This window comes from Rahnella laticis (assembly GCF_015644585.1).
GTDB lineage: Bacteria > Pseudomonadota > Gammaproteobacteria > Enterobacterales > Enterobacteriaceae > Rahnella > Rahnella laticis.
Genome location: NZ_JADOBI010000014.1, coordinates 60960 through 81328, shown reverse-complemented (window position 1 = coordinate 81328; position 20369 = coordinate 60960). Strand labels below are relative to the sequence as shown.

Genomic DNA, 20369 nt, shown 5'->3' with positions numbered 1-20369 from the left:
CGCTTGCCCGGTGTTACCTTAAAAACTAAAGGGCAAAAATCTCACCTTCTTCCGCTTTCGCATACCATTCCAGCGTCGCTTTTACGCGTTCGTCGCCTTCCGGTGGAGTGCCAGGCAGATAATCCTGTTCCAGCACCGGCTGGTACGCACCGTGCTTCACTTCAAAGATTACGCCGCCTTCATCAAGCGATAATACGCTGTGCCAGGTATTGGCCGGGATTTCCAGCAGACGGGTTTCTGCGCCGAGCCACAGACGGTCGGTCACTTTTCCGCTGGCATCATAAATCAGCACCAGGAAGCGTCCGCGCAGGGCTGTCAGCATTTCCCAGGTGTGCGGATGGCGGTGAATACGCACATAAGTGCCCGGTTCCATGGCGATCGCCAGACGCTGAACGTCGTCTTCCGGTGCCGGATGCATATTCAGGTTCTGACGCAGTCTTGGCGAGTGAGCCGCTTTGGTGATCAGGTCGCACAGCGTGTCTTGGTTAATCTGCTTAATCATTAGGGTCATCTGAAAAGTGTGGGGAAATCAGGTCTCTGAGTGTAGCCAAAAAAACGGCTGCACATAAGCCGGGAAACGTTGCTAACAATGCCTGAAATTTATGCATAAATGTTGCCAGAATCGATTTACTGGCGGTTGACAGTCTTTTTATTCCCGGCGTAACATGCGCGCACTATTATCAATGAGGAACTGCGCCTTGGACACACCCAGTAGATACTGGCTCAATAACCTGTTCATTAGGTACCACTTCTAAGGCCCTCCTCTTTGCTGATGGCCTTAGTGGTTGTCAGCGACCCCCGTTTTGTCGCTGTGAGTCAGATCTGAATTTGGTCTGAATTACGCCGGTGACACCTCTCACCTCGTGATTTTCTGTGCTTCAACGCGTTGTCCACTTTCCGTATTTATTGGGAGAACGGGCACATGCTGAGTGCTTTTAAATTAGAAAACAGCCGCTTATCCCGTTTAGAGCTGGACGAGTCAGACGATCTCAAAACCTCATTGTGGGTCGACTTGGTTGAACCTGATGAGCAAGAGCGCGAACGCGTTCAATGCGAATTAGGGCAAAGCCTGGCCACACGGCCTGAACTGGACGATATCGAGGCTTCCGCACGTTTCTTCGAAGATGAAGATGGCCTGCACATTCACTCCTTTTTCTATTACGAAGACGCTGAAGACCACGCGGGCAACAGCACCGTCGCCTTTACTGTGCGCGAAGGGCGTCTGTATACCCTGCGCGAGCGCGAATTACCGGCGTTTCGTCTCTACCGTATGCGCGCCAGAAACCAGAAACTGGTCGACGGCAACGCGTATGAACTGCTGCTGGATTTGTTCGAAACCAAAATCGAACAGCTGGCGGATGAGATTGAAAATATCTACAGCGATCTGGAAAAACTCAGCCGCGTGATCATGGAAGGGCATCAGGGCGACGAATATGACGCCGCGCTTTCCACGCTGGCGGAGCTGGAAGATATCGGCTGGAAAGTCCGGTTGTGTCTGATGGATACCCAGCGCGCACTGAATTTCCTGGTGCGTAAAGCGCGTCTGCCGGCGGGCCAGCTGGAACAGGCGCGTGAAGTGTTGCGCGATATCGAATCCCTGTTGCCGCACAACGAATCTCTGTTCCAGAAAGTGAACTTCCTGATGCAGGCGGCGATGGGCTTTATCAACATCGAACAGAACCGCATCATCAAGATCTTCTCGGTGGTTTCGGTCGTCTTCCTGCCGCCAACGCTGGTGGCATCCAGCTACGGGATGAACTTCGAATTCATGCCGGAACTGAAATGGTCATTCGGTTATCCGGGCGCGATTGCTCTGATGATCCTCGCCGGACTGGCACCTTACCTGTACTTCAAACGTAAAAACTGGCTATAACCGGTCAGACAAAATATCCCCCTCTTGCGCCTTGTCGCGACGGGGGATTCCGTCTTTGTTGTGTCTTTGCGGTTCCCTCTCCTGTTTAAAATATGTTAATAAAGAGCGCTGAACTCTCTTAAAAAACAGACCAACTGCCATGTTGATGGAAAGGATGGCTCCGGCGGGCCAGTGGATAATCCTCGTCGTTTCCTCGCTGATTCTCGGTATTATTTTTCAGACATTCCATGTCCCGGCTGCGCTGTTGCTCGGGCCGATGATTGTCGGCGTGCTGATGGGGCTACTGGGCGCCAGTGTGCGCATTCATCCGTTGTTCTTCAAAATCTCGCAGGGCGTGCTGGGCTGCATGATTGCGCAAAGCCTTTCGCCGTCAATTTTACCTCCGCTTCTGAATGACTGGCCGCTGGTGCTGATGGTGCTCGTGGCGACGCTGCTGGCCAGCGGGTTGTCCGGCTGGCTGCTGGTGCGGTTCAGTCAATTACCGGGGCCGACCGGCGCGTGGGGTTCTTCCCCCGGCGGTGCCAGCGCAATGGTGGCGATGGCCGGTGATTTCGGCGCGGACGTTCGTCTGGTCGCGTTCATGCAGTATTTACGGGTGTTGTTCGTTGCCACGGCAGCGGCGTTCGTGGCACGTGTGAGCATGGGCGACAGTGCGTCGCTGGCGGCGGCCGTCGTCTGGTTTCCGCCGCTGACCTGGCGGTTCTTCGCCACCGTTTTTCTGGCGCTGGCCGGTGTCTGGCTCGGGCCGCGTTTGCGTATTCCTTCCGGCGCGCTGCTGCTTCCTGCCGTCGTCGGCGCGGTGTTGCATTCAACCGGCACTGTCACTTTAGAAGTGCCCGAATGGCTGCTGGCGATGGCGTACACGCTGATTGGCTGGAGCGTCGGCCTGCGGTTCACCCGGCCCATCTTCAAACTGGCGCTGCGCACATTGCCGCAGATGATTGCGTCAATTATCGGCCTGATGCTGATTTGCGGGGGAATGGCGTGGGTGCTGACGAAGTTACTGCATGTAGATATGCTGACGGCGTATCTGGCGACCAGCCCCGGAGGGCTGGACACCGTCGCGATTATTGCAGCGGGAAGTCATGCGGATTTGGGCTTTGTGATGGCGATGCAGACGTTGCGTCTGATCACCATCCTCGTGACCGGCCCGGCGATGGCGCGTTTTATATCACGCAGCGCTGTGCCCGCTTCTTCCTCGTCTTAACCGGCCTTGCGTGTAAAGTGCATCGCCGATAAAGAACAGCAGCCCGACCCAGATAAAGCCGAACGTAATCAGCTGGGAAGGGTGAACGGTCTCGCCGTAGAACACCACCGCCAGCAGGAACATCAGCGTCGGGCCGAGATACTGGAAAAAGCCCAGCGTTGAAAGCTTCAGGCGCGCTGCGGCGGCGGTGAAGAACAGCAGCGGGATCGTGGTAATGATCCCGGCGGCCATCAGGAGTAAATCCAGCGACCACGGATTTGCCGCCAGGTTACTGGTCGGGCTGTGGGCGATAAAGAACAGATAAATCGCCGCGACCGGCAGCAACCACAGCGTTTCAATCAGCATCCCGGTCTGGGAATCGACGCCAATTTTCTTACGCAGCAAACCGTAGAACGCGAAAGTCAGCGACAGCCCGATCGCTATAACAGGCACGGAGCCAAATATCCAGACCTGCACCAGAACACCGGCGAAGGCCAGCGCCACGGCAAACCATTGCAAACTCCGGAATCGCTCCCGCAAAAACAGCATCCCCAGCACCACGTTGACCAGCGGGTTGATAAAATAGCCCAGACTGGCTTCCAGAATGTGGTCATGGTTAATGGCCCAGATGAAAATCAGCCAGTTCCCACCGACAAGCAGCGCGGTGACCAGTAACATGCCGACTTTCTTCGGTTGTGCGAACACCCGCCGGACATCGCCCCAGCTGCGGCTGACCGACAGAAGCACTAGCATGAAGAAGAATGACCAGATCACCCGGTGCGTCAGAATTTCATCAGCAGGAACCTGTTTGATGAGCTTGAAGTACGCCGGAGCGATCCCCCAGATCAGATAGGCAACAAAGGCAAAAATAATGCCCTGCCGGGTACGGTGTGCGTCCATGTGGGTACCTGAAAAAGATGAAGAGAAAAGAAGCGCAAGTTTACCTGATTTATTGCCGCAGATTACGCTTCTGATGCAGCCGAAAGCACAACGCGCTTAGCGTCAGCCCACCATGTACGTGGCGGTGGTGGTGGCGATATGAACGCCTGTGTCGCTGTGCAAATCCACGCGTGCGACCGAAACTTTGTTCCCGGCGCGGATCAGGCTGCTGGAGGCGATGAAGAACTCGCCGCGCCCCGGACGCAGATAATCGACGCGCAGGTCAATGGTGCCCATTTTTGATAAACGCTGGCGCATCTCGGCTTCCAGCAAAGGATGATCGGGTTTATCGCGGCGGATCAGAGAACTGGTCACACACACCAGCCCGGCGGCGACGTCCAGAACCGCGGCAATCACACCACCGTGTAAGATTTTTTGTGCGGCGTTACCGACCAGCTTGGTCTGATTGGAAAATTTCAGCTCAGCGTAATCAAGGTCGAGGCGTTTCAGTTCGAGCCCAAGTTCGCGGTTAAACGGCATGTCATAAACGAAAATATTGCCGATCAGTTGCAGGGCAGCCTCGTGGCTGAGGGATGAAGCAGACATGGAGTGATTCCTGACGAAAATGTAAGACGCGTATGTTCGCCGAAAAAGTTAACGGGATGTTGATTTTAGGTGCGGGAGAAAGGGAATTCCAGAGTGCGACCGATAAATGTATTCAGTGGTCATGTAGAAATGTATTTGTGTGTAAAATGTCCCGCTTTGGATTTCCGGACTTAAGTCAGCAGGAAAACGGCCAGGTAGCAGGCCAATAAACAATAACTCATTTTAAAATTTTAGGGCGAGGGTAAGGAAAATGCGTAAAAATTGGGCTGTCGGTGCCGCCATTCTGGCGTTGCCAGCATTGAGCTATGCGGCTGAAGCCACCATTCAGGAAGTGCATGATAAACCGGCCGTTCGCGGCAGCATTATCGCCAGTATGTTGCAGGATCACGACAACCCGTTCACGCTTTATCCCTACGAATCAAACTATTTGCTGTATACCGACACCAGCAATATTAACAAAAAAGCCATTCAGTCTTATGACTGGGCGGACAATGCCAAGCACGATGAAGTTGAGTTCCAGCTGAGCCTGGCATTTCCGCTGTGGCGCGGTATCGCCGGGGATAACTCGGTGCTCGGCGCGTCTTATACGCAGAAATCGTTCTGGCAGCTTTCCAACCGTGGCGAATCTTCACCGTTTCGCGAAACTAACTATGAGCCGCAACTGTTCCTGGCCTGGGCGACGGATTACGACTTCCTGGGCTGGACGTTACGCGAAGCCGAATACGGCGTGAATCACGATTCCAACGGTCGTTCAGACCCGACTTCGCGCAGCTGGAACCGCGTCTATGCGCGCTTTATGGCGCAACACGGCAACTGGCAGGTCGATGTCAAACCCTGGTATCGCCTGCCGGAAAGTGACAAAAATGACGATAATCCGGACATCACCAAATATATGGGGTATTACCGTCTGAAAGTCGGTTATGCCCTCGGGGACAGCGTGTTCAGCGTCGAAAGCCGCTACAACTGGAACACCGGCTACGGCGGCGCGACAACGGGCTGGAGCTATCCGATCAGCAAACACGTTCGCTTCTATACGCAGGTGTTCAGCGGTTACGGCGAATCGTTAATCGACTACAACCACAAGCAAACTCGCGTCGGTGTCGGTATCATGCTTAACGACATGATGTAATATCCGTCATACTCAGGTTGCATGCCCTTTGGCTGCAACCTGAATTATTTAGGGTATATTATGTCGGTGCAGTACAGCCCCGGCGGCTTTAGGGTTTAGCCGGGTGGTTTGAACAGTTGGGGAATTGAGTGTCTACGGCGGCAGTGATAAACAAAGAAGAGCTGGCTCATCAGGTATTACGCGATACCTTCGGCTATCAGCAATTCAGACCAGGTCAGCAAACTATCATCAATACCGCCATTTCTGGCCGGGATTGTCTGGTTGTGATGCCGACCGGCGGCGGTAAATCGCTGTGCTACCAAATCCCTGCGCTGGTGATGGACGGCCTGACGCTGGTCGTTTCCCCGCTCATCTCGCTGATGAAAGATCAGGTTGATCAGCTGATGGCGGCGGGCGTTGAAGCGGGCTGTCTGAACTCCACGCAAACCCGTGAGCAACAGCAGGAAGTGATGGCCGGTTGCCGTACGGGCCGCATCAAAATGCTGTATATCGCGCCGGAACGCCTGATGATGGGCGACTTCCTCGAACAACTGCAACAGTGGAATCCGGCCATGCTGGCCGTTGATGAAGCCCACTGTATTTCCCAATGGGGCCACGATTTCCGTCCGGAATATCGCGCGCTCGGCCAGCTGAAGCTGCGCTACCCGCAATTACCGGTGATCGCGCTGACCGCGACCGCCGATGAAGCCACCCGTAACGACATTGTTCGTCTGCTTGAACTGAATGATCCGCTGATTCAGGTCAGCAGCTTCGATCGCCCGAACATCCGTTACACGCTGGTGGAAAAGTTTAAACCGCTCGATCAGCTGATCCGTTTTGTGCAGGACCAGCGCGGTAAAAGCGGCATTATTTACTGCAACAGCCGCGCCAAAGTTGAAGACACCGCCGCACGCCTGCAAAGCCGCGGGCTGAGCGTCGGCGCGTATCACGCCGGTCTGGACAACGAAACCCGCGCCCGCGTGCAGGAAGGGTTCCAGCGCGATGACCTGCAAATTGTGGTCGCGACCGTCGCATTCGGGATGGGCATCAACAAACCGAACGTCCGTTTTGTGGTTCACTTTGATATTCCGCGCACCATCGAGTCTTACTATCAGGAAACGGGGCGCGCAGGACGTGATGGTCTGCCCGCCGAAGCGGTGCTGTTGTACGATCCGGCGGATATGGCGTGGCTGCGCCGCTGTCTGGAAGAAAAACCGGCCGGTGCGCAACAGGATGTGGAACGCCACAAACTGAATGCGATGAACGCATTTGCCGAGGCACAGACCTGCCGCCGTCTGGTACTGCTTAACTATTTTGGTGAAGGCAAACAGAACGCTTGCGGCAACTGCGACGTCTGCCTTGACCCGCCAAAACGCTACGACGGCCTGCTGGACGCGCAAAAAGCGCTGTCGGTGGTGGCGCGCGTCGGGCAACGCTTTGGTTTGGGTTACGTGGTCGAAGTGCTGCGCGGCTCGAACAACCAGCGTATCCGCGAATACGGTCACGAAAAACTGACCGTCTACGGCATCGGTAAAGAGCACAGCAATGAGCACTGGACCAGCGTGGTACGCCAGCTGATCCATCTCGGGCTGATTACTCAGAACATCGCCATGCATTCGGCGCTACAACTGACCGAATCTGCCCGTCCGGTATTGCGCGGCGAAATTCCGTTGCAACTGGCGGTGCCGCGTATCCAGACGCTGAAAATTAAAAGCACATCACGCCAGAAAACCTATGGCGGAAATTACGATCACAAGCTGTTTGCCAAATTGCGCAAACTGCGTAAATCGCTGGCGGATGAAAATAACGTGCCGCCGTACGTGGTCTTCAATGACACGACGCTGCTGGAAATGGCAGAACATCTGCCCGTCAGCCCGAGCGATTTGCTGGATATCACCGGCGTCGGTCAGCGTAAGCTCGAGAAATTCGGGCGGCCATTTATGACGATGATCCGCGACCATATCGATAACGGCGACGAGTAACAGAATTCAGTTCCCTACACATAAAACAGAGAGTTAATCATGCTGATGCTATTCCTGACGGTTGCGATGGTTCATCTGATCGCGCTGATGAGTCCGGGGCCGGACTTCTTCTTTGTCTCGCAGACGGCGGCCAGCCGTTCACGCAAAGAAGCTATGATGGGTGTGATTGGTATTACGCTGGGTGTGCTGGTCTGGGCGGCGGTTGCGCTGATGGGCTTACACTTAATTCTGCAAAAAATGGCGTGGCTGCACCAGATCATCACCGTCGGCGGTGGCTTGTATCTGTGCTGGATGGGCTGGCAGTTGCTGAAATCTGCACGGGCTAAAAAGCAGAATGGCGATGAAACGCCGGTGGTTCTGCCCGCGCGTGGCCGGACTTTTATGCGCGGCCTGCTGACCAACCTCTCGAACCCGAAAGCCGTGATTTACTTCGGCAGCGTGTTTTCCATGTTCGTCGGTGACAGCGTCAGCGGCGGCGAGCGTCTGGGTATCTTCCTGCTGATCGTGGTGGAAACGCTGGCGTGGTTCTCTTTAGTGGCGATGGTGTTTGCGCTGCCAAAAATGCGTCGTGGCTATCAGCGTTTAGCGAAATGGATCGACGGCGTGGCGGGTGTGGTTTTCGCAGGATTTGGCATTGCGCTGATCGTAAATCGCTGATTAAAACGTTCTGCATAAAAAAGGGTCCGGTGATTTGCCGGACCCTTTTTGCATTTCAGGGATTTACACTTTTCGCGCACTGGCCAGCAATACGCCAACCAGCATAAACAGAGAACCGAAAATCCGGTTCAGCAGCTGCATTTGCTTCGGGGCTTTGACCCAACCGGCAATTCTGGTGGCCAGCGTGGCGTAACCGATCATCACAATGATATCGACGACCACGGTGGTGACGCCCAATACCACGTATTGTGCAGCCTGCGGCTGGTGCGGAATGATAAACTGCGGGAATAATGCGGCCAGAAACACAATGCTTTTTGGATTGGTCAGATTCACCAGAATGGCGCGTTTGAACAAACGGCGGCGCGGCATACTGCTGGCGAGCGCGTTCAGATCAATCGCTCCGGCAGAACGCCACTGGCAGATGCCCAGCCAGATTAGGTAGGCGGCGCCAAACCATTTCAGCAACTCAAAGGCGAGCAGTGATTGCGAAATCAGCGCGCCCAGCCCGATGCCGACCAGAACGATGTGGATCGACAAACCGAGCTGTAAACCGGCAATCGACGCCACCGCACCGCGGTAACCGTGGCTGATGCCGGTACTCATGGTGTTAATCGCGCCGGAACCCGGGGACAAACTTAAAATAGAAGTGGTGAGCAGGTAGGTTAACCACCAGTCCAAGGTCATTGTGAGACTCCCTGAATACGTTTTGTGTTGTTTTATGGCACAATACGCCATTGTCTATAATTGCGCTATAACTCACAAATAACACTTTCTTCCTCCCTGCCATGCGACTTTGGATTATTGAATGCCTGTAAATATTGCGAAGTGGTTAACACGTGAGAAAGAGTTCTCCGCCTTTGCGACCGGGCCTTTGCTCGATTTCTGGCAGCAACGCGAAGAAGGTGAGTTTAGCGGCGTCGATGACGTCCCGATCCGCTACGTTCGCTTCTGTTCCCCCTCACACGATAAAGTCATTGTGGTGTCACCGGGGCGTATTGAAAGCTACGTAAAATACCCGGAAGTGGCTTACGACTTATTCCACTGTGGCTACGATGTGATGATCCTCGATCATCGCGGGCAGGGGCGTTCGGGGCGTATGCTTAAAGACCCCCACTGCGGTCATGTCCAGCATTTCGACGACTATGTTGACGATTTCGAAACCTTTTATCAGCTTGAAGTCGCACCGCGTCAGTACGTGAAAAAGTTCGCGCTGGCCCATTCAATGGGGGGCGCAATTCTGGCGTTGTTTATGGCGAAGTATCCTGAGCGTTTCGATGCGGCAGCGTTATTAGCGCCGATGACCGGTATCTATCTTCCGATGCCCGGCTGGGTTTCGCGCCGTATTCTCAACTGGGCGGAGAATCGCCCGGTTCGCCGTGATGGCTACGCGCTGGGCACCGGCCACTGGCGTCCGCTGCCGTTTGTGGTGAATCAGCTGACGCACAGCCGCGAGCGGTATCGTCGTAATCTGCGTTTTTATGCGGATTACCCGGAACTCCAGGTCGGCGGACCTACGTATCACTGGGTGCGTGAAGGCATTGAGGCGGGCATGCATATCCTCAGGGAAGCCGAAAAAATCACGACTCCTGTTCTTTTATTGCAGGCGAGCGAAGACCGTGTAGTAGACAACCGGTCGCATCTCGCTTTTTGTCAGGCCATGGCCGTTGCGGGACACCCTTGTGAAGGGGAAAAGCCGCTGGTCATCGAAGGCGCGCGCCACGAGATCCTGTTTGAGCGGGACGACCTGCGGGCACAGGCGCTGGACGCCATCATGCGCTTTTTTGCGCGACAGCTTTAATCCGCGGTTCGCCGCGCACAACTCCATCAGAGGTTAGAACCTAACGCTATGTATCCTGTTGTTGCTTCCGATTTAGATGGCACACTGCTATCACCTGACCATACCCTGAGCCCGTTCGCGAAAGAGACGCTGAAATTGCTGACCCAGCGCGATGTGCATTTCGTGTTCGCGACCGGACGTCACCATATTGACGTTGCGCAGATGCGCGACAATCTCGAGATCAGCGCGTACATGATCACCTCAAACGGTGCGCGTGTGCATAACACCGACGGCGAGCTGATTTTCGCCCACAATCTGGATGAAGACATTGCCAAAGACCTGTTTGGCATCATGCACAACAATCCGGATATCCTGACCAACGTTTACCGTAACGACGACTGGTACATGAACCGTGACCGCGCCGATCAGGATGATTTTTTCCGTGAATCCGTTTTCAAATACAAACTTTATGAACCGGGTTTGCTGGAAACTGACGGCATCTGCAAAGTGTATTTCACCTGCGAAGATCACGAAAAACTGCTGCCACTCGAAGAAGCCATTAATGCGCGCTGGGGCGATCGTGTAAACGTCAGCTTCTCACTGCCGGTTTGTCTGGAAGTGATGGCGGGCGGCGTATCGAAAGGTCACGCGCTGGAATACGTGTCCAAACTGATGGGTTATACGCTGAAAGATTGCATCGCGTTTGGCGACGGTCTGAATGACCTGGAAATGCTGTCGATGGCCGGTAAAGGTTGCCTGATGAGTGGCTCATTGCCACGCCTGAAAGCGGCGATGCCGGATGCGGAAATCATTGGTTCCAACGCCGACGACGCGGTGCCGCATTACCTGCGCAAAATGTATCTGTCTGAATAATCGTTTCCTGAATCGTCATTGAAAAAGGCACCTTCCGGTGCCTTTTTGCTTTCTATGCTTTCAGCCTGAATCAGGCGTTTTTCGCCAGCTGCGCTTTGTGTTTATTTTCACTCAGCATCGTCAGTACCAGCAGAAGTACCGCCAGCACGCACCCGGCGATCATCACGATAAAGCCGCCATCCCAGCCAAAGAAATCAACGGTATAGCCGACGATTGCGCTCGCCGCCACCGAACCGCCGAGATAGCCAAACAGGCCGGTAAAGCCCGCCGCCGTCCCCGCCGCTTTCTTCGGTGCCAGTTCCAGCGCATGCAAGCCAATCAGCATGACCGGGCCATAAATCAGGAAGCCGATGGTGATCATACAGGCCATGTCGATACCCGGATTCCCGACCGGATTCAGCCAGTAAATCACGGTGGCGATTGTCACCAGCACCATAAAGAACACGCCGGTCGCGCCACGATTCCCTTTGAAGACTTTATCCGACATCCAGCCGCACAGCAGCGTGCCCGGAATACCGGCATATTCATACAGGAAATACGCCCACGAGGATTTATCCAGCGCGAAATGTTTCACCTCTTTCAGGTAAGTCGGTGACCAGTCCAGAATGCCGTAGCGCAGCAGGTAAACAAACACGTTGGCCAGCGCGATATACCACAGCAACTTGTTGGGCAAAATGTACTGCATGAAGATCTGTTTTGCCGTCAGCTCCTTCTCGGCGGATTCTTTCACGTAGTCCGGCGGATAATCGTTTTTGTATTCTTCAATCGGCGGTAAACCACAGGACTGCGGGGTATCGCGCATCGTCATGAACGCGAAAACGGCCAGCAGGATTGCGCCGAACGCGGGCATATACAGCGCCGCGTGCCAGTCGTTAAACCAGGCCATGCCCAGCAGGAACAGCAGCGGAGGAATGCCGCCGCCGACGTTATGCGCACAGTTCCAGACGGAAACAATGCCGCCACGTTCTTTCTGCGACCACCAGTGAACCATCGTGCGCCCGCACGGCGGCCAGCCCATCCCCTGAAACCATCCGCACAGGAACAGCAGCACGAACATGATGGCGATACTGGACGTAGCCCACGGCACAAAGCCCATAAACAGCATCACGGCGGCAGCGAGGATTAAACCCGCAGGCAAAAATACGCGCGGATTCGAGCGGTCTGAGACCGACCCCATGATGAATTTTGAAATGCCGTAGGCAATAGAAATCCCGGAAAGCGCAAAGCCTAAATCACCCCGCGAAAAACCCTGATCGATGAGATAGGGCATCGCTAACGCGAAGTTTTTACGAACCAGATAGTAAGCGGCATAACCGAAGAAGATCCCCATGAAAATCTGCCAGCGGAGACGGCGGTAGAGCGGATCGACGTGGTTTTCATCCACGGGCGCTTTGTGGGGCGCGGGTTTGAAGATACTGAGCATAAATGCCTCCGATGGCATAAATCAGGTCTGACTCCTCATGAGCCAATGACGAAAGGGCGGTGCCAGGGTGTTCCAAAACGAACATGATTTTAGCTATTCGCGCACAAACGAACTGTGATTTATGACCGAAATGTTACATTTTTATTACAGTGAAGGTGGGTTTTGTGAGACGGAGTAACAGCATGAGACAAAAAAAGGCGGAGCCTGAGCCCCGCCTGATATTTTCACAACATCTGAATTTACTGAATTTTCAGCGTATTAATAATCGCTTCGGCATCGGTCTGTGCCTGTTGCTGATTGTCCGCTGGCAACGTGATTTGCATTGTCAGCAGGTGGCTGTCGACTTTGCCCAGCACGATAGAGGAATACGCTTTCTGACCGGCAGAGGTGATGACGCTGTCGTACTGCTGCAATGTCTGGCCGTTCACCTGAATCGCTTTATTGGTGACGACTTGCAGATTGGTATCGCGCGCTTTTTGCTGATCCTGTAAACGACCCGCCAGAACGTCCAGTGTCTCGGTGGTGTTATCACCCAGGATCACAATCACCGCTTTCTGGCCGGTGCTGTCTGCGTAGACGTGCATATTGTTTGCCTGAGTACCCAGCTTACCGCTCTGGTCGCTCATTCCCTGCGGCAGGGAGAAAGTCACTTTTCCGTCCAGCAGGCTGACTGGCGTTGTCGCCGCGGCTGCTGTCGCTGCCGTTGCGCCTTTATCTGCGGCTGGCGCGTCTGTTGATTTACCATCACACGCAGCCAGACCGGCGATCAGTACTGCCATTCCCATCATTTTTGCGACATTACGCATCGGGCTTCCTTAAGTGGCCTGTCTATCAGGCTTACATGTTGACTTAACAGCCGTTATGGCAACCTATTCAGGCCACAAATGCAAGTCAGATTATGGCGCGATTTGTGTCATCTGAGACGCCGTCGTCACTCTTAGTGCGCACTGACCGCAGAAGCATCGTGATTTCCGTGCGCCGACAGCCGCTTAAGCAACATGTTGAGCAGCATGCCGTACATCGGCAGGAAGAACACCAGACAGATCAGTACTTTGAAGCTGTAATCCACCAGCGCGATTTCAACCCAGTGCGCCGCCATAAAGGCATCGGTACTTTTGTAGAACGCGATGAAGAAGAAGGACAGCGTATCGCTGATATTGCCGAGGAACATCGAGGCGACCGGCGCAATCCACCAGCGGCGGTTCTGGCGCAGGCGGTTAAACACGTGAACGTCGAGGATTTGTCCCAGCACGTAAGCCATAAAGCTGGCGGTTGCGATGCGGGCAACCATGATGTTCAGGCTGCTGAGCGCTTCAACGCCCTGCCACTGTGCTTCAAAGAACAGCGCGGAAATCACGTAAGAGATTGCCAGTGCCGGGATCATGACGGAAAGGATAATCCGGCGTGCCAGCGGTGCGCCAAAGATTCGCACCGTGAGATCGGTGGCCAGGAAAATAAACGGAAAAGTGAACGCGCCCCAGGTGGTATGGAAACCAAAAATGGAGACAGGCAACTGAACCAGATAGTTGCTGGAGGTAATGATGGCGATGTGGAATAGCGAAAGCCATATCAACGCGGAAAACCGCTGTTGAGCAGTAAAAGAGTACATAGATGTGACCTTTTTTTATAAAGAAATTGGGGTGAGGGAACCCAAACGTTTTTTTACTTCTGAACTGTTACTTCTGCACTGAGTTATCACGTGCGGCGCGCATAGTACCTGTTTGCGCACCGTTTGCGCAACAGCTGCGATGGTTAATTTTAGCGCAATGCGCCTTGTTTGTTGCACCAGAAAACCAGCGGGTTAAACTGTCGCGCATCCACGTATGAAGATGTTGAGACATGAAATGACCGACCCCTTTATCAATCCCGACCATCAGCTTGATGCGCTGGGTCTGCGTTGCCCGGAACCTGTCATGATGGTTCGCAAAGCGGTGCGTACCATGAAAGACGGCGAAACTCTGCTGATCATCGCCGATGATCCGGCAACGACCCGCGATATTCCCGGTTTCTGCCGTTTTATGGAACACCGGCTTTTAGCGTCTGATACGGAAAACCTGCCGTACCGCTATTTGCTGTGCAAAGGTCTGGTGGAAAAGCAGGGCTGATTACTCAGCCCTGACGGTCAGTGTGATTTCTTGCGCAACAGGCGCAAGGCATTGGCAGTGACTAACGCCGTTGCGCCGGAATCGGCCAGCACCGCCAGCCACAAACCGGTCAGCCCCATAATCGTGGTCACCAGAAATATCGCCTTCAGCCCCAGCGCAATCGTGATGTTCTGACGGATATTCGCCCGCGTTGCGCGTGACAAACTGATCATCTGCGCCAGCCCGCTCAGACGGTTGTGCGTCAGCGCCGCGTCGGCAGTTTCCAGCGCCACGTCGGTGCCACTTCCCATCGCAATCCCGATCGTAGCGGCTTTCATGGCGGGCGCATCGTTAATGCCGTCGCCGACCATCGCGACCGGTTTAACCGCATTCAGCGCGGTGACCGCCGAGACTTTGTCCGCAGGCAACAAGCCCGCGCGGAATTCAATCCCCAGACGATCCGCGATAGTTTTCGCTGCACGCGGGTTATCGCCGGTCAGCATCACCGCAGACACGCCCAGCGCTTTAAGTTTCTGCAACGCATTCACCGCATCGTCACGCAGACGATCCTGCATCGCGATGAGCCCGACCGCTGTTTCATCTTTTAAGACCACAACGACCGTTTTGCCGGTCGATTCCCAGTCCGTGATTTGCGCGCGAGTCTCCGGCGTCAGTACCGGTTCCGCCACACGCACCGGCGCGAGAACCTGAACCTTACTGCCAGATACCACGCCTTCCACGCCGGAACCGGCCAGCGCGCGGCGGTTCTGCGCCGTCATTGGCACCGGATTACTCTCTTGTGCGCGCGTCAGAATCGCCTGCGCCAGCGGGTGGTGCGAACCTTCTTCAACGGCGGCGGCCAAGCTTAACAGTTCTTTTTCGCTGGTATCATTGAGCGCGAAAACGTCCGTGACTTCCGGTTTGCCTTCGGTAAGCGTGCCGGTTTTATCCAGCGCGACGGTTTCAATCAGCGCCAGCTGTTCCAGCGCCGCGCCGCCTTTGATCAATGCGCCCTGACGCGTTGCCGCCGCCAGACCGGAAGTAATCGCCGCCGGTGTGGAAATCACCAGCGCGCACGGGCATCCAATCAGCAGCAGCGTCAGGCCACGGTAAATCCAGGTTTCCCATGATAAGCCCATCGCCAGCGGCGGAATGATAATAACCAGCAGCGACAGCAGCATGATGACCGGCGTGTAGTAACGGCTGAAGGTATCAAGGAAACGCTCGATCGGCGCACGGCGCTCATCGGCTTCTTCAATCAGTTGCAGGATGCGGTCAATCGCGCTGTTGCCGGGCGCGGAAGCCACTTCAAGGCGCGCCAGACGGTCAACGCACAGGCTTCCCGCCGGGACTTTTTCGCCGGGCTGATGTTCAACGGGTACTGATTCGCCGGTTAATGCGCTTTCATCGAAACTGGCGTGGCCTTGTAAAATGGCGTCTGCGGGCAGGCGCGCGCCCGCCGCGATTTCAATGATATCGCCGGGGCGCAGGCTGCTGACCGGCACCGTTTCTGTTTTGTCGTCCACCACGCGTACGGCGGTATCCGGGATCAGCGCCATCAGGGATTTCACGCCACTGCGTGCGCGGCTCGAGGCGAAGGATTCCAGGCGCTCGCCCAACATAAACAGCAGCAACACCATCGCGGCTTCGGCGGTCGCGCCAATGAACAGCGCACCGAGCGCCGCTATGCTCATCAGCGTTTCGATGGCAAAAGGCGAACCGGAACGCGTCTGGCGGATGGCCTGACGCAGCACCGGCCACAGCCCGACCAGAGTGGTGGCGATAAACGCGATTTTACCCGCCTGCGGGCTGACGTGATCGAGCGCCCAGCTCAGCAGCATCAGCACCGACAGGGCGATCAGCGGCAGCATTTCTTTCAGGCGGGACTCTTCAGGTTCGGAAGCAGCGGTTTTTTTATCGAGAGATTGCAGCGTAAAACCGGCGGCGGTAACGGCCTGCTGAACATTGTGTGAAATGTCATAACCCGCATCAATGACCAGTTTTTCTGTCGCAAATAAGACTCTGGCGCGGCTGACGCCCTCGAGGCCGGAGACGGCATTTTCAATTTTACGGGCGCACGCAGGGCAATCCATTCCGGCGACTTTCCAGCTGTACTGTAAGTCACCGGAATGCGCGGCTTCGGGGGCATCTTCCCCCAGCGAGCCTTCTGCATTGCCGTCGCCAGAAGTGTGTGAGTGCTCACCTGACTTCGGTGCGCAGCAGCTGTCGGTAGCGCAACTGTCTGTGGCCGCGCTGGCCGAAACCGCCAGTGTGGCACGCGTGTCACAGCAGCCCGCAGGATGTGTACCGGACTGAACCGGTGCGCTGATTTTGTTGATTCGCAGCCCGGCGCCGCGTTTGGCCTGACAGCCGCAGCTGCATCCGGTGTTTTTTTGAAGTGGGGTCATAGTGCCTCCGGTTTAAAACCGAGTGGAATTGCACTCAGTGTAAACGTTGGAGTCAGCTCTAAGGTCAAGTGAAATTTAAAACGGCAGATCCGGAACAGATCTGCCGTAAGGGAGAATTACAAATACAGCGAGCGGACAATCAGGAAGTGCCCGCCGAAATAACACGCGGCAACCAGCGCGTCGGAGGCGCGGAAAGTGAAGCGATAACGACTGATGAGCCAGAAAATATTCCCGAGCAACAGCAGCGCTGCGCCGCAAAACAGCGAGAACGCCATGTCGGTGCTGCGTGCGAAATATTGTTCACCCGCCAGCCAGACCATCAGCAGCGTCATCGCGATGTAAGTGGTCACTGCCCAGCGAAGTTCCGCCAGCCGCGTCCAGATCACCGCCAGTAATATCGCGCCGATAATCAGCAGCGTCAGCGGCAAAGGCCAGAAGAACGTAATCGTCATCTGGCTGGCAAAACTGAGCGTATACAGCAGATGCGAGAGGAAAAACGCCCCGATGGCGTACATAAACCGCTCTTCCGGCAGCAACAGCAGACCGTCGGCGACCAGCGTTGCGGCCAGACCCAGCAGGATCAGATAGCTGTAAACATTGAGCGTCGGTGCCTGCCAGGCGAGTAAAAGCAGCAGTAATAAGGTAACGGGTTTGAATACCCAGCGTTGCCAGCGCGGGCCGCGATAGCTGGCGTCAACGAACAACCAGCCTGAGAAAAATACTGCGAGGAATGGCCAACTCATTGTTTATCCTTTCATATCTAAAAAACAGAAGATAAAACCAACGCAAGGATCTGCCTTCAGGAAAACACCTCCTGGTTTCCCGTACTTATTCTCAGTGTAGGAGAGGCGCGGTGCCGCAGACAATCAGAAATAACCTTATCAGGCCGTCTGTTCAGGCAGAGTTGAAGAATAGCAGCCGCAAAGGGGCTTTTTACGGCGCAGGACGCGCCGTAAAACGGGGATTACTTTTTGGTGGGCAACGGAGGCTGTTTTTTCTGCCAGGCCAGCAATTCAAACACGCCGAACAGGAAAATACGGGTTTGCAGCCAGCCGCCAATGGTGTCTTTTTCCTTGCCCTGCGTGGCTTTGAGCAACATCACCTGCAAGCCGTGCATGAAGAACATGAACACAATCGCCACGTCTAAAAAGTATTTGATCGGTTTCGGGAAAGGGTGAATCAGGTTAAACGCCAGAAACGCCCAAATACACAACATCAACAACCGACCAATATTGATCAACATCTTACTGCTCCTGTTCTGGTGAGCCGGTTTCAGGCGTCACATCGCGATGATAAAGGCGATAAGCAACTTGTCCGGCGACTTTCTCACGATGTAAACGCCAGCTGGCAGGCACATCCAGAGTGTCGTGTTCGGCTTCTGTTTCGACATAAATCCAGGCTTCGTCTGCCAGCCAGTTATTTTGCTCCAGCAGATTCAGTGTGTCTTGCAGAATGCCTTTACGGAAAGGCGGATCGAGGAAAACCACATCAAAAGCATTCCCGGCTTTTGCCAGCCAGTTCAATGTATTGACGTTAAAGACTTGCGCATCTTTGGCGTTTAGCAGCGCCAGGTTTTTCTCTAACTGTTGCGCAACCGGGCGCTCAAACTCCAGCAGGGTGGCGCTGGCGGCGTAGCGCGATAGCGCTTCCAGACCGAGTGCGCCGCTGCCTGCAAAACAGTCCAGACAATGTGTGCCCTGCAAAACCGGCGCGAGCCAGTTAAACAGCGTTTCTCGCACGCGATCGGTGGTCGGGCGCAGTCCCGGACTGTGTGGAACCGGAAGTTTGCGTCCGCGCCAGAGACCGCCAATAATTCGGATCTGGCCTGCGGCTGGAGTGTTGGGTTTCTTTGCCATAGTTCGCTTGTGTAATCCAAAGCCGTCGGGCTTCGTTGCATATCGTTTGGAGGGCTATTCTACCGGTGTGCGGGCAATGGGCAAATGTTTAACATGGGCGATTGAAAAACCACCGGAATTCAATACGCGGGCGTGTTGCCGGAAGGGGAAAGTGATAGACTGCCCGACCATAACCCTATTAATAATCCGTTCGCCAATCATTAGCGGCGAGGAGTGAAGTTGTAAAATGGCAAAAGATAAAAAACGCGGTTTCTTCTCCTGGTTTGGCCGTGGCCGTCAGGAAGAAGAGCAGCAGAAAGAAGAAACTCGCGTAGAACAGCCGGTTGCCGAAGCGCCACTGAGCGATACGCCCGAACAGGAAGCGCCTCCGGCCGCTGAAGAACCTCGCGAACAGGCAGCGGCGGAACTGGCCGAAGAAATTGTTCACATCACCGAACAGGTCGCGGCGCAGCCCGTTGCTGAAACGCCTGTGGTTGCAGAAGTCGTCACCGAAGAACCGGTGCTGGTTGAAGAACAGGTTGTTGAAGACGAATTCGTTGAGTCAGCCGCTGAGATTGCAGAAGACGCCCGCGAAGATTCTCTCGACGCCGTCGACGACAGCCTGGTGGTGGAAGATCACGTTGCTGAAGAAGAGATTGTCGAAGAAGAACCTGCTGAAGACGCGCCGCTGCCCGTTGCGCTCGATCCTATCGTTGTGCTGCCTGCCGCTGAAACTGAGCAGGAACGTCCGACGAAAGAAGGTTTCTTTGCCCGCCTGAAACGCAGTCTGGTTAAAACTAAGCAGAATCTCGGTTCCGGTTTTGTCGGGTTGTTCCGCGGTAAAAAAATCGACGACGATCTGTTTGAAGAGCTGGAAGAACAGCTGCTGATCGCCGACGTTGGTGTTGAAACCACGCGTAAAATTATCACTTCGCTGACTGAACACGCTTCCCGCAAGCAGCTGAAAGACGCCGATGCGCTCTACGGCAAGCTGAAGGAAGAAATGTCCGAAATTCTGTCGAAAGTGGACGAGCCACTGGATGTCAGCGGAAAAACCCCGTATGTCATTCTGATGGTTGGCGTGAACGGCGTCGGTAAAACGACCACCATCGGTAAGATGGCGCGTCAGTTTGAAGCGCAGGGTAAATCTGTGATGCTGGCGGCGGGTGATACTTTCCGTGCGGCGGCTGTTGAACAGTTGCAGGTCTGGGGCCAGCGCAACAAGATCCCGGTCATCGCTCAGCATACCGGTGCCGATTCCGCTTCCGTGATTTTCGATGCCATTCAGGCGGCGAAGGCCCGTAATATCGACGTGCTGATCGCCGATACCGCCGGGCGTTTACAGAACAAAGCGCACCTGATGGAAGAGCTGAAGAAAATCGTCCGCGTGATGAAGAAACTCGACGAAGACGCACCGCATGAGGTTATGCTGACGCTCGACGCCAGTACCGGCCAGAATGCCGTCAGTCAGGCAAAATTGTTTAACGAAGCGGTCGGGCTAACCGGCATTACGTTGACTAAACTGGACGGCACCGCCAAAGGCGGCGTGATATTCGCCATCGCCGATCAGTTCAGTATCCCGATCCGTTATATCGGCGTCGGCGAAGGTATCGAAGATTTGAGGCCGTTTAAGGCAGACGATTTTATTGAGGCACTTTTTGCCCGAGAGGATTAATAC

At 54.9% G+C, this 20369-nt stretch carries 20 protein-coding genes; 9 read left to right on the top strand and 11 right to left on the bottom strand.

The genetic code is table 11. From position 1 onward, the window contains the following. Positions 1 to 25: 25 nt before the first annotated feature. Positions 26 to 502 carry a WbuC family cupin fold metalloprotein gene (locus IV433_RS22765; protein ID WP_104924057.1) on the bottom strand — a complete coding sequence of 159 codons (477 nt, stop codon included), beginning with the start codon at positions 500 to 502 and terminating at the stop codon, positions 26 to 28. 420 nt (positions 503 to 922) lie between these two features. On the opposite strand from IV433_RS22765, the gene corA reads away from it, so the two are divergent. Then, entirely contained in the window at positions 923 to 1873 is a 951-nt protein-coding gene (corA, locus tag IV433_RS22760) for a magnesium/cobalt transporter CorA (protein ID WP_104924058.1), read from the top strand. A 139-nt stretch (positions 1874 to 2012) separates the two neighbouring features. Next, positions 2013 to 3080, top strand: a complete 1068-nt coding sequence (locus IV433_RS22755; protein WP_370530276.1) for an AbrB family transcriptional regulator — start codon at positions 2013 to 2015, stop codon at positions 3078 to 3080. Here IV433_RS22755 and rarD read toward each other — a convergent pair. After that, entirely contained in the window at positions 3045 to 3959 is a 915-nt protein-coding gene (gene rarD / locus IV433_RS22750; RefSeq protein ID WP_195816067.1) for an EamA family transporter RarD, read from the bottom strand. The two genes, IV433_RS22755 and rarD, sit on opposite strands and share 36 nt — an antisense overlap. Before the next feature lie 102 nt (positions 3960 to 4061). Further along, the gene (locus IV433_RS22745) at positions 4062 to 4544 is read right to left on the bottom strand and encodes a thioesterase family protein (RefSeq protein ID WP_195816066.1); all 483 of its coding nucleotides are present in this window, start codon (positions 4542 to 4544) and stop codon (positions 4062 to 4064) included. A gap of 250 nt (positions 4545 to 4794) precedes the next feature. Here IV433_RS22745 and pldA point away from each other — a divergent pair, with 250 nt between their 5' ends. The 3 genes from pldA to rhtC all read left to right on the top strand — a co-directional run bounded on the left by pldA (position 4795) and on the right by rhtC (position 8291). Beyond that, positions 4795 to 5673 (top strand): phospholipase A, encoded by an 879-nt coding sequence (gene pldA / locus IV433_RS22740; protein WP_195816065.1) that lies wholly within the window; start codon positions 4795 to 4797, stop codon positions 5671 to 5673. 128 nt (positions 5674 to 5801) lie between these two features. After that, positions 5802 to 7634 carry an ATP-dependent DNA helicase RecQ gene (recQ, locus tag IV433_RS22735; protein WP_195816064.1) on the top strand — a complete coding sequence of 611 codons (1833 nt, stop codon included), beginning with the start codon at positions 5802 to 5804 and terminating at the stop codon, positions 7632 to 7634. 39 nt (positions 7635 to 7673) lie between these two features. Beyond that, positions 7674 to 8291 (top strand): threonine export protein RhtC, encoded by a 618-nt coding sequence (gene rhtC, locus IV433_RS22730; protein ID WP_165061892.1) that lies wholly within the window; start codon positions 7674 to 7676, stop codon positions 8289 to 8291. Positions 8292 to 8354: 63 nt separating this feature from the next. Here rhtC and rhtB read toward each other — a convergent pair whose 3' ends face one another. Continuing rightward, a complete protein-coding gene (gene rhtB, locus IV433_RS22725) occupies positions 8355 to 8975 on the bottom strand; it encodes a homoserine/homoserine lactone efflux protein (protein WP_101079436.1) in 621 nt (206 codons plus the stop codon). A 121-nt stretch (positions 8976 to 9096) separates the two neighbouring features. Here rhtB and pldB point away from each other — a divergent pair, with 121 nt between their 5' ends. Further along, complete coding sequence (gene pldB / locus IV433_RS22720; protein ID WP_195816063.1) at positions 9097 to 10089, top strand: lysophospholipase L2; 993 nt, start codon at positions 9097 to 9099, stop codon at positions 10087 to 10089. A gap of 48 nt (positions 10090 to 10137) precedes the next feature. Further along, positions 10138 to 10941 (top strand): sugar/pyridoxal phosphate phosphatase YigL, encoded by an 804-nt coding sequence (gene yigL / locus IV433_RS22715; protein ID WP_195816062.1) that lies wholly within the window; start codon positions 10138 to 10140, stop codon positions 10939 to 10941. Between the two features lie 70 nt (positions 10942 to 11011). On the opposite strand, the gene glpT is transcribed toward yigL, so the two are convergent. From glpT to IV433_RS22700, 3 genes are all read right to left on the bottom strand, one after another. Next, entirely contained in the window at positions 11012 to 12364 is a 1353-nt protein-coding gene (gene glpT, locus IV433_RS22710; RefSeq protein WP_195816061.1) for a glycerol-3-phosphate transporter, read from the bottom strand. A gap of 239 nt (positions 12365 to 12603) precedes the next feature. Further along, complete coding sequence (locus IV433_RS22705; protein WP_195816060.1) at positions 12604 to 13170, bottom strand: DcrB family lipoprotein; 567 nt, start codon at positions 13168 to 13170, stop codon at positions 12604 to 12606. Between the two features lie 131 nt (positions 13171 to 13301). Then, positions 13302 to 13973, bottom strand: coding sequence for a 7-cyano-7-deazaguanine/7-aminomethyl-7-deazaguanine transporter (locus tag IV433_RS22700; protein ID WP_195816059.1), 672 nt, complete (start codon positions 13971 to 13973; stop codon positions 13302 to 13304). A 235-nt stretch (positions 13974 to 14208) separates the two neighbouring features. On the opposite strand from IV433_RS22700, the gene tusA reads away from it, so the two are divergent. Continuing rightward, positions 14209 to 14469 (top strand): sulfurtransferase TusA, encoded by a 261-nt coding sequence (gene tusA, locus IV433_RS22695; RefSeq protein ID WP_104924837.1) that lies wholly within the window; start codon positions 14209 to 14211, stop codon positions 14467 to 14469. A gap of 17 nt (positions 14470 to 14486) precedes the next feature. On the opposite strand, the gene IV433_RS22690 is transcribed toward tusA, so the two are convergent. The 4 genes from IV433_RS22690 to rsmD all read right to left on the bottom strand — a co-directional run bounded on the left by IV433_RS22690 (position 14487) and on the right by rsmD (position 18712). Beyond that, complete coding sequence (locus IV433_RS22690) at positions 14487 to 16856, bottom strand: zinc/cadmium/mercury/lead-transporting ATPase (protein WP_195816058.1); 2370 nt, start codon at positions 16854 to 16856, stop codon at positions 14487 to 14489. Between the two features lie 116 nt (positions 16857 to 16972). Beyond that, a complete protein-coding gene (locus IV433_RS22685; RefSeq protein WP_195816057.1) occupies positions 16973 to 17599 on the bottom strand; it encodes a lysoplasmalogenase in 627 nt (208 codons plus the stop codon). A gap of 221 nt (positions 17600 to 17820) precedes the next feature. Then, positions 17821 to 18099, bottom strand: coding sequence for a DUF1145 family protein (locus tag IV433_RS22680; protein ID WP_152324792.1), 279 nt, complete (start codon positions 18097 to 18099; stop codon positions 17821 to 17823). Between the two features lies 1 nt (position 18100). Further along, positions 18101 to 18712 (bottom strand): 16S rRNA (guanine(966)-N(2))-methyltransferase, encoded by a 612-nt coding sequence (rsmD, locus tag IV433_RS22675; RefSeq protein ID WP_195816056.1) that lies wholly within the window; start codon positions 18710 to 18712, stop codon positions 18101 to 18103. A 226-nt stretch (positions 18713 to 18938) separates the two neighbouring features. On the opposite strand from rsmD, the gene ftsY reads away from it, so the two are divergent. Further along, positions 18939 to 20366, top strand: coding sequence for a signal recognition particle-docking protein FtsY (gene ftsY / locus IV433_RS22670; RefSeq protein WP_195816055.1), 1428 nt, complete (start codon positions 18939 to 18941; stop codon positions 20364 to 20366). Positions 20367 to 20369 lie beyond the last annotated feature (3 nt).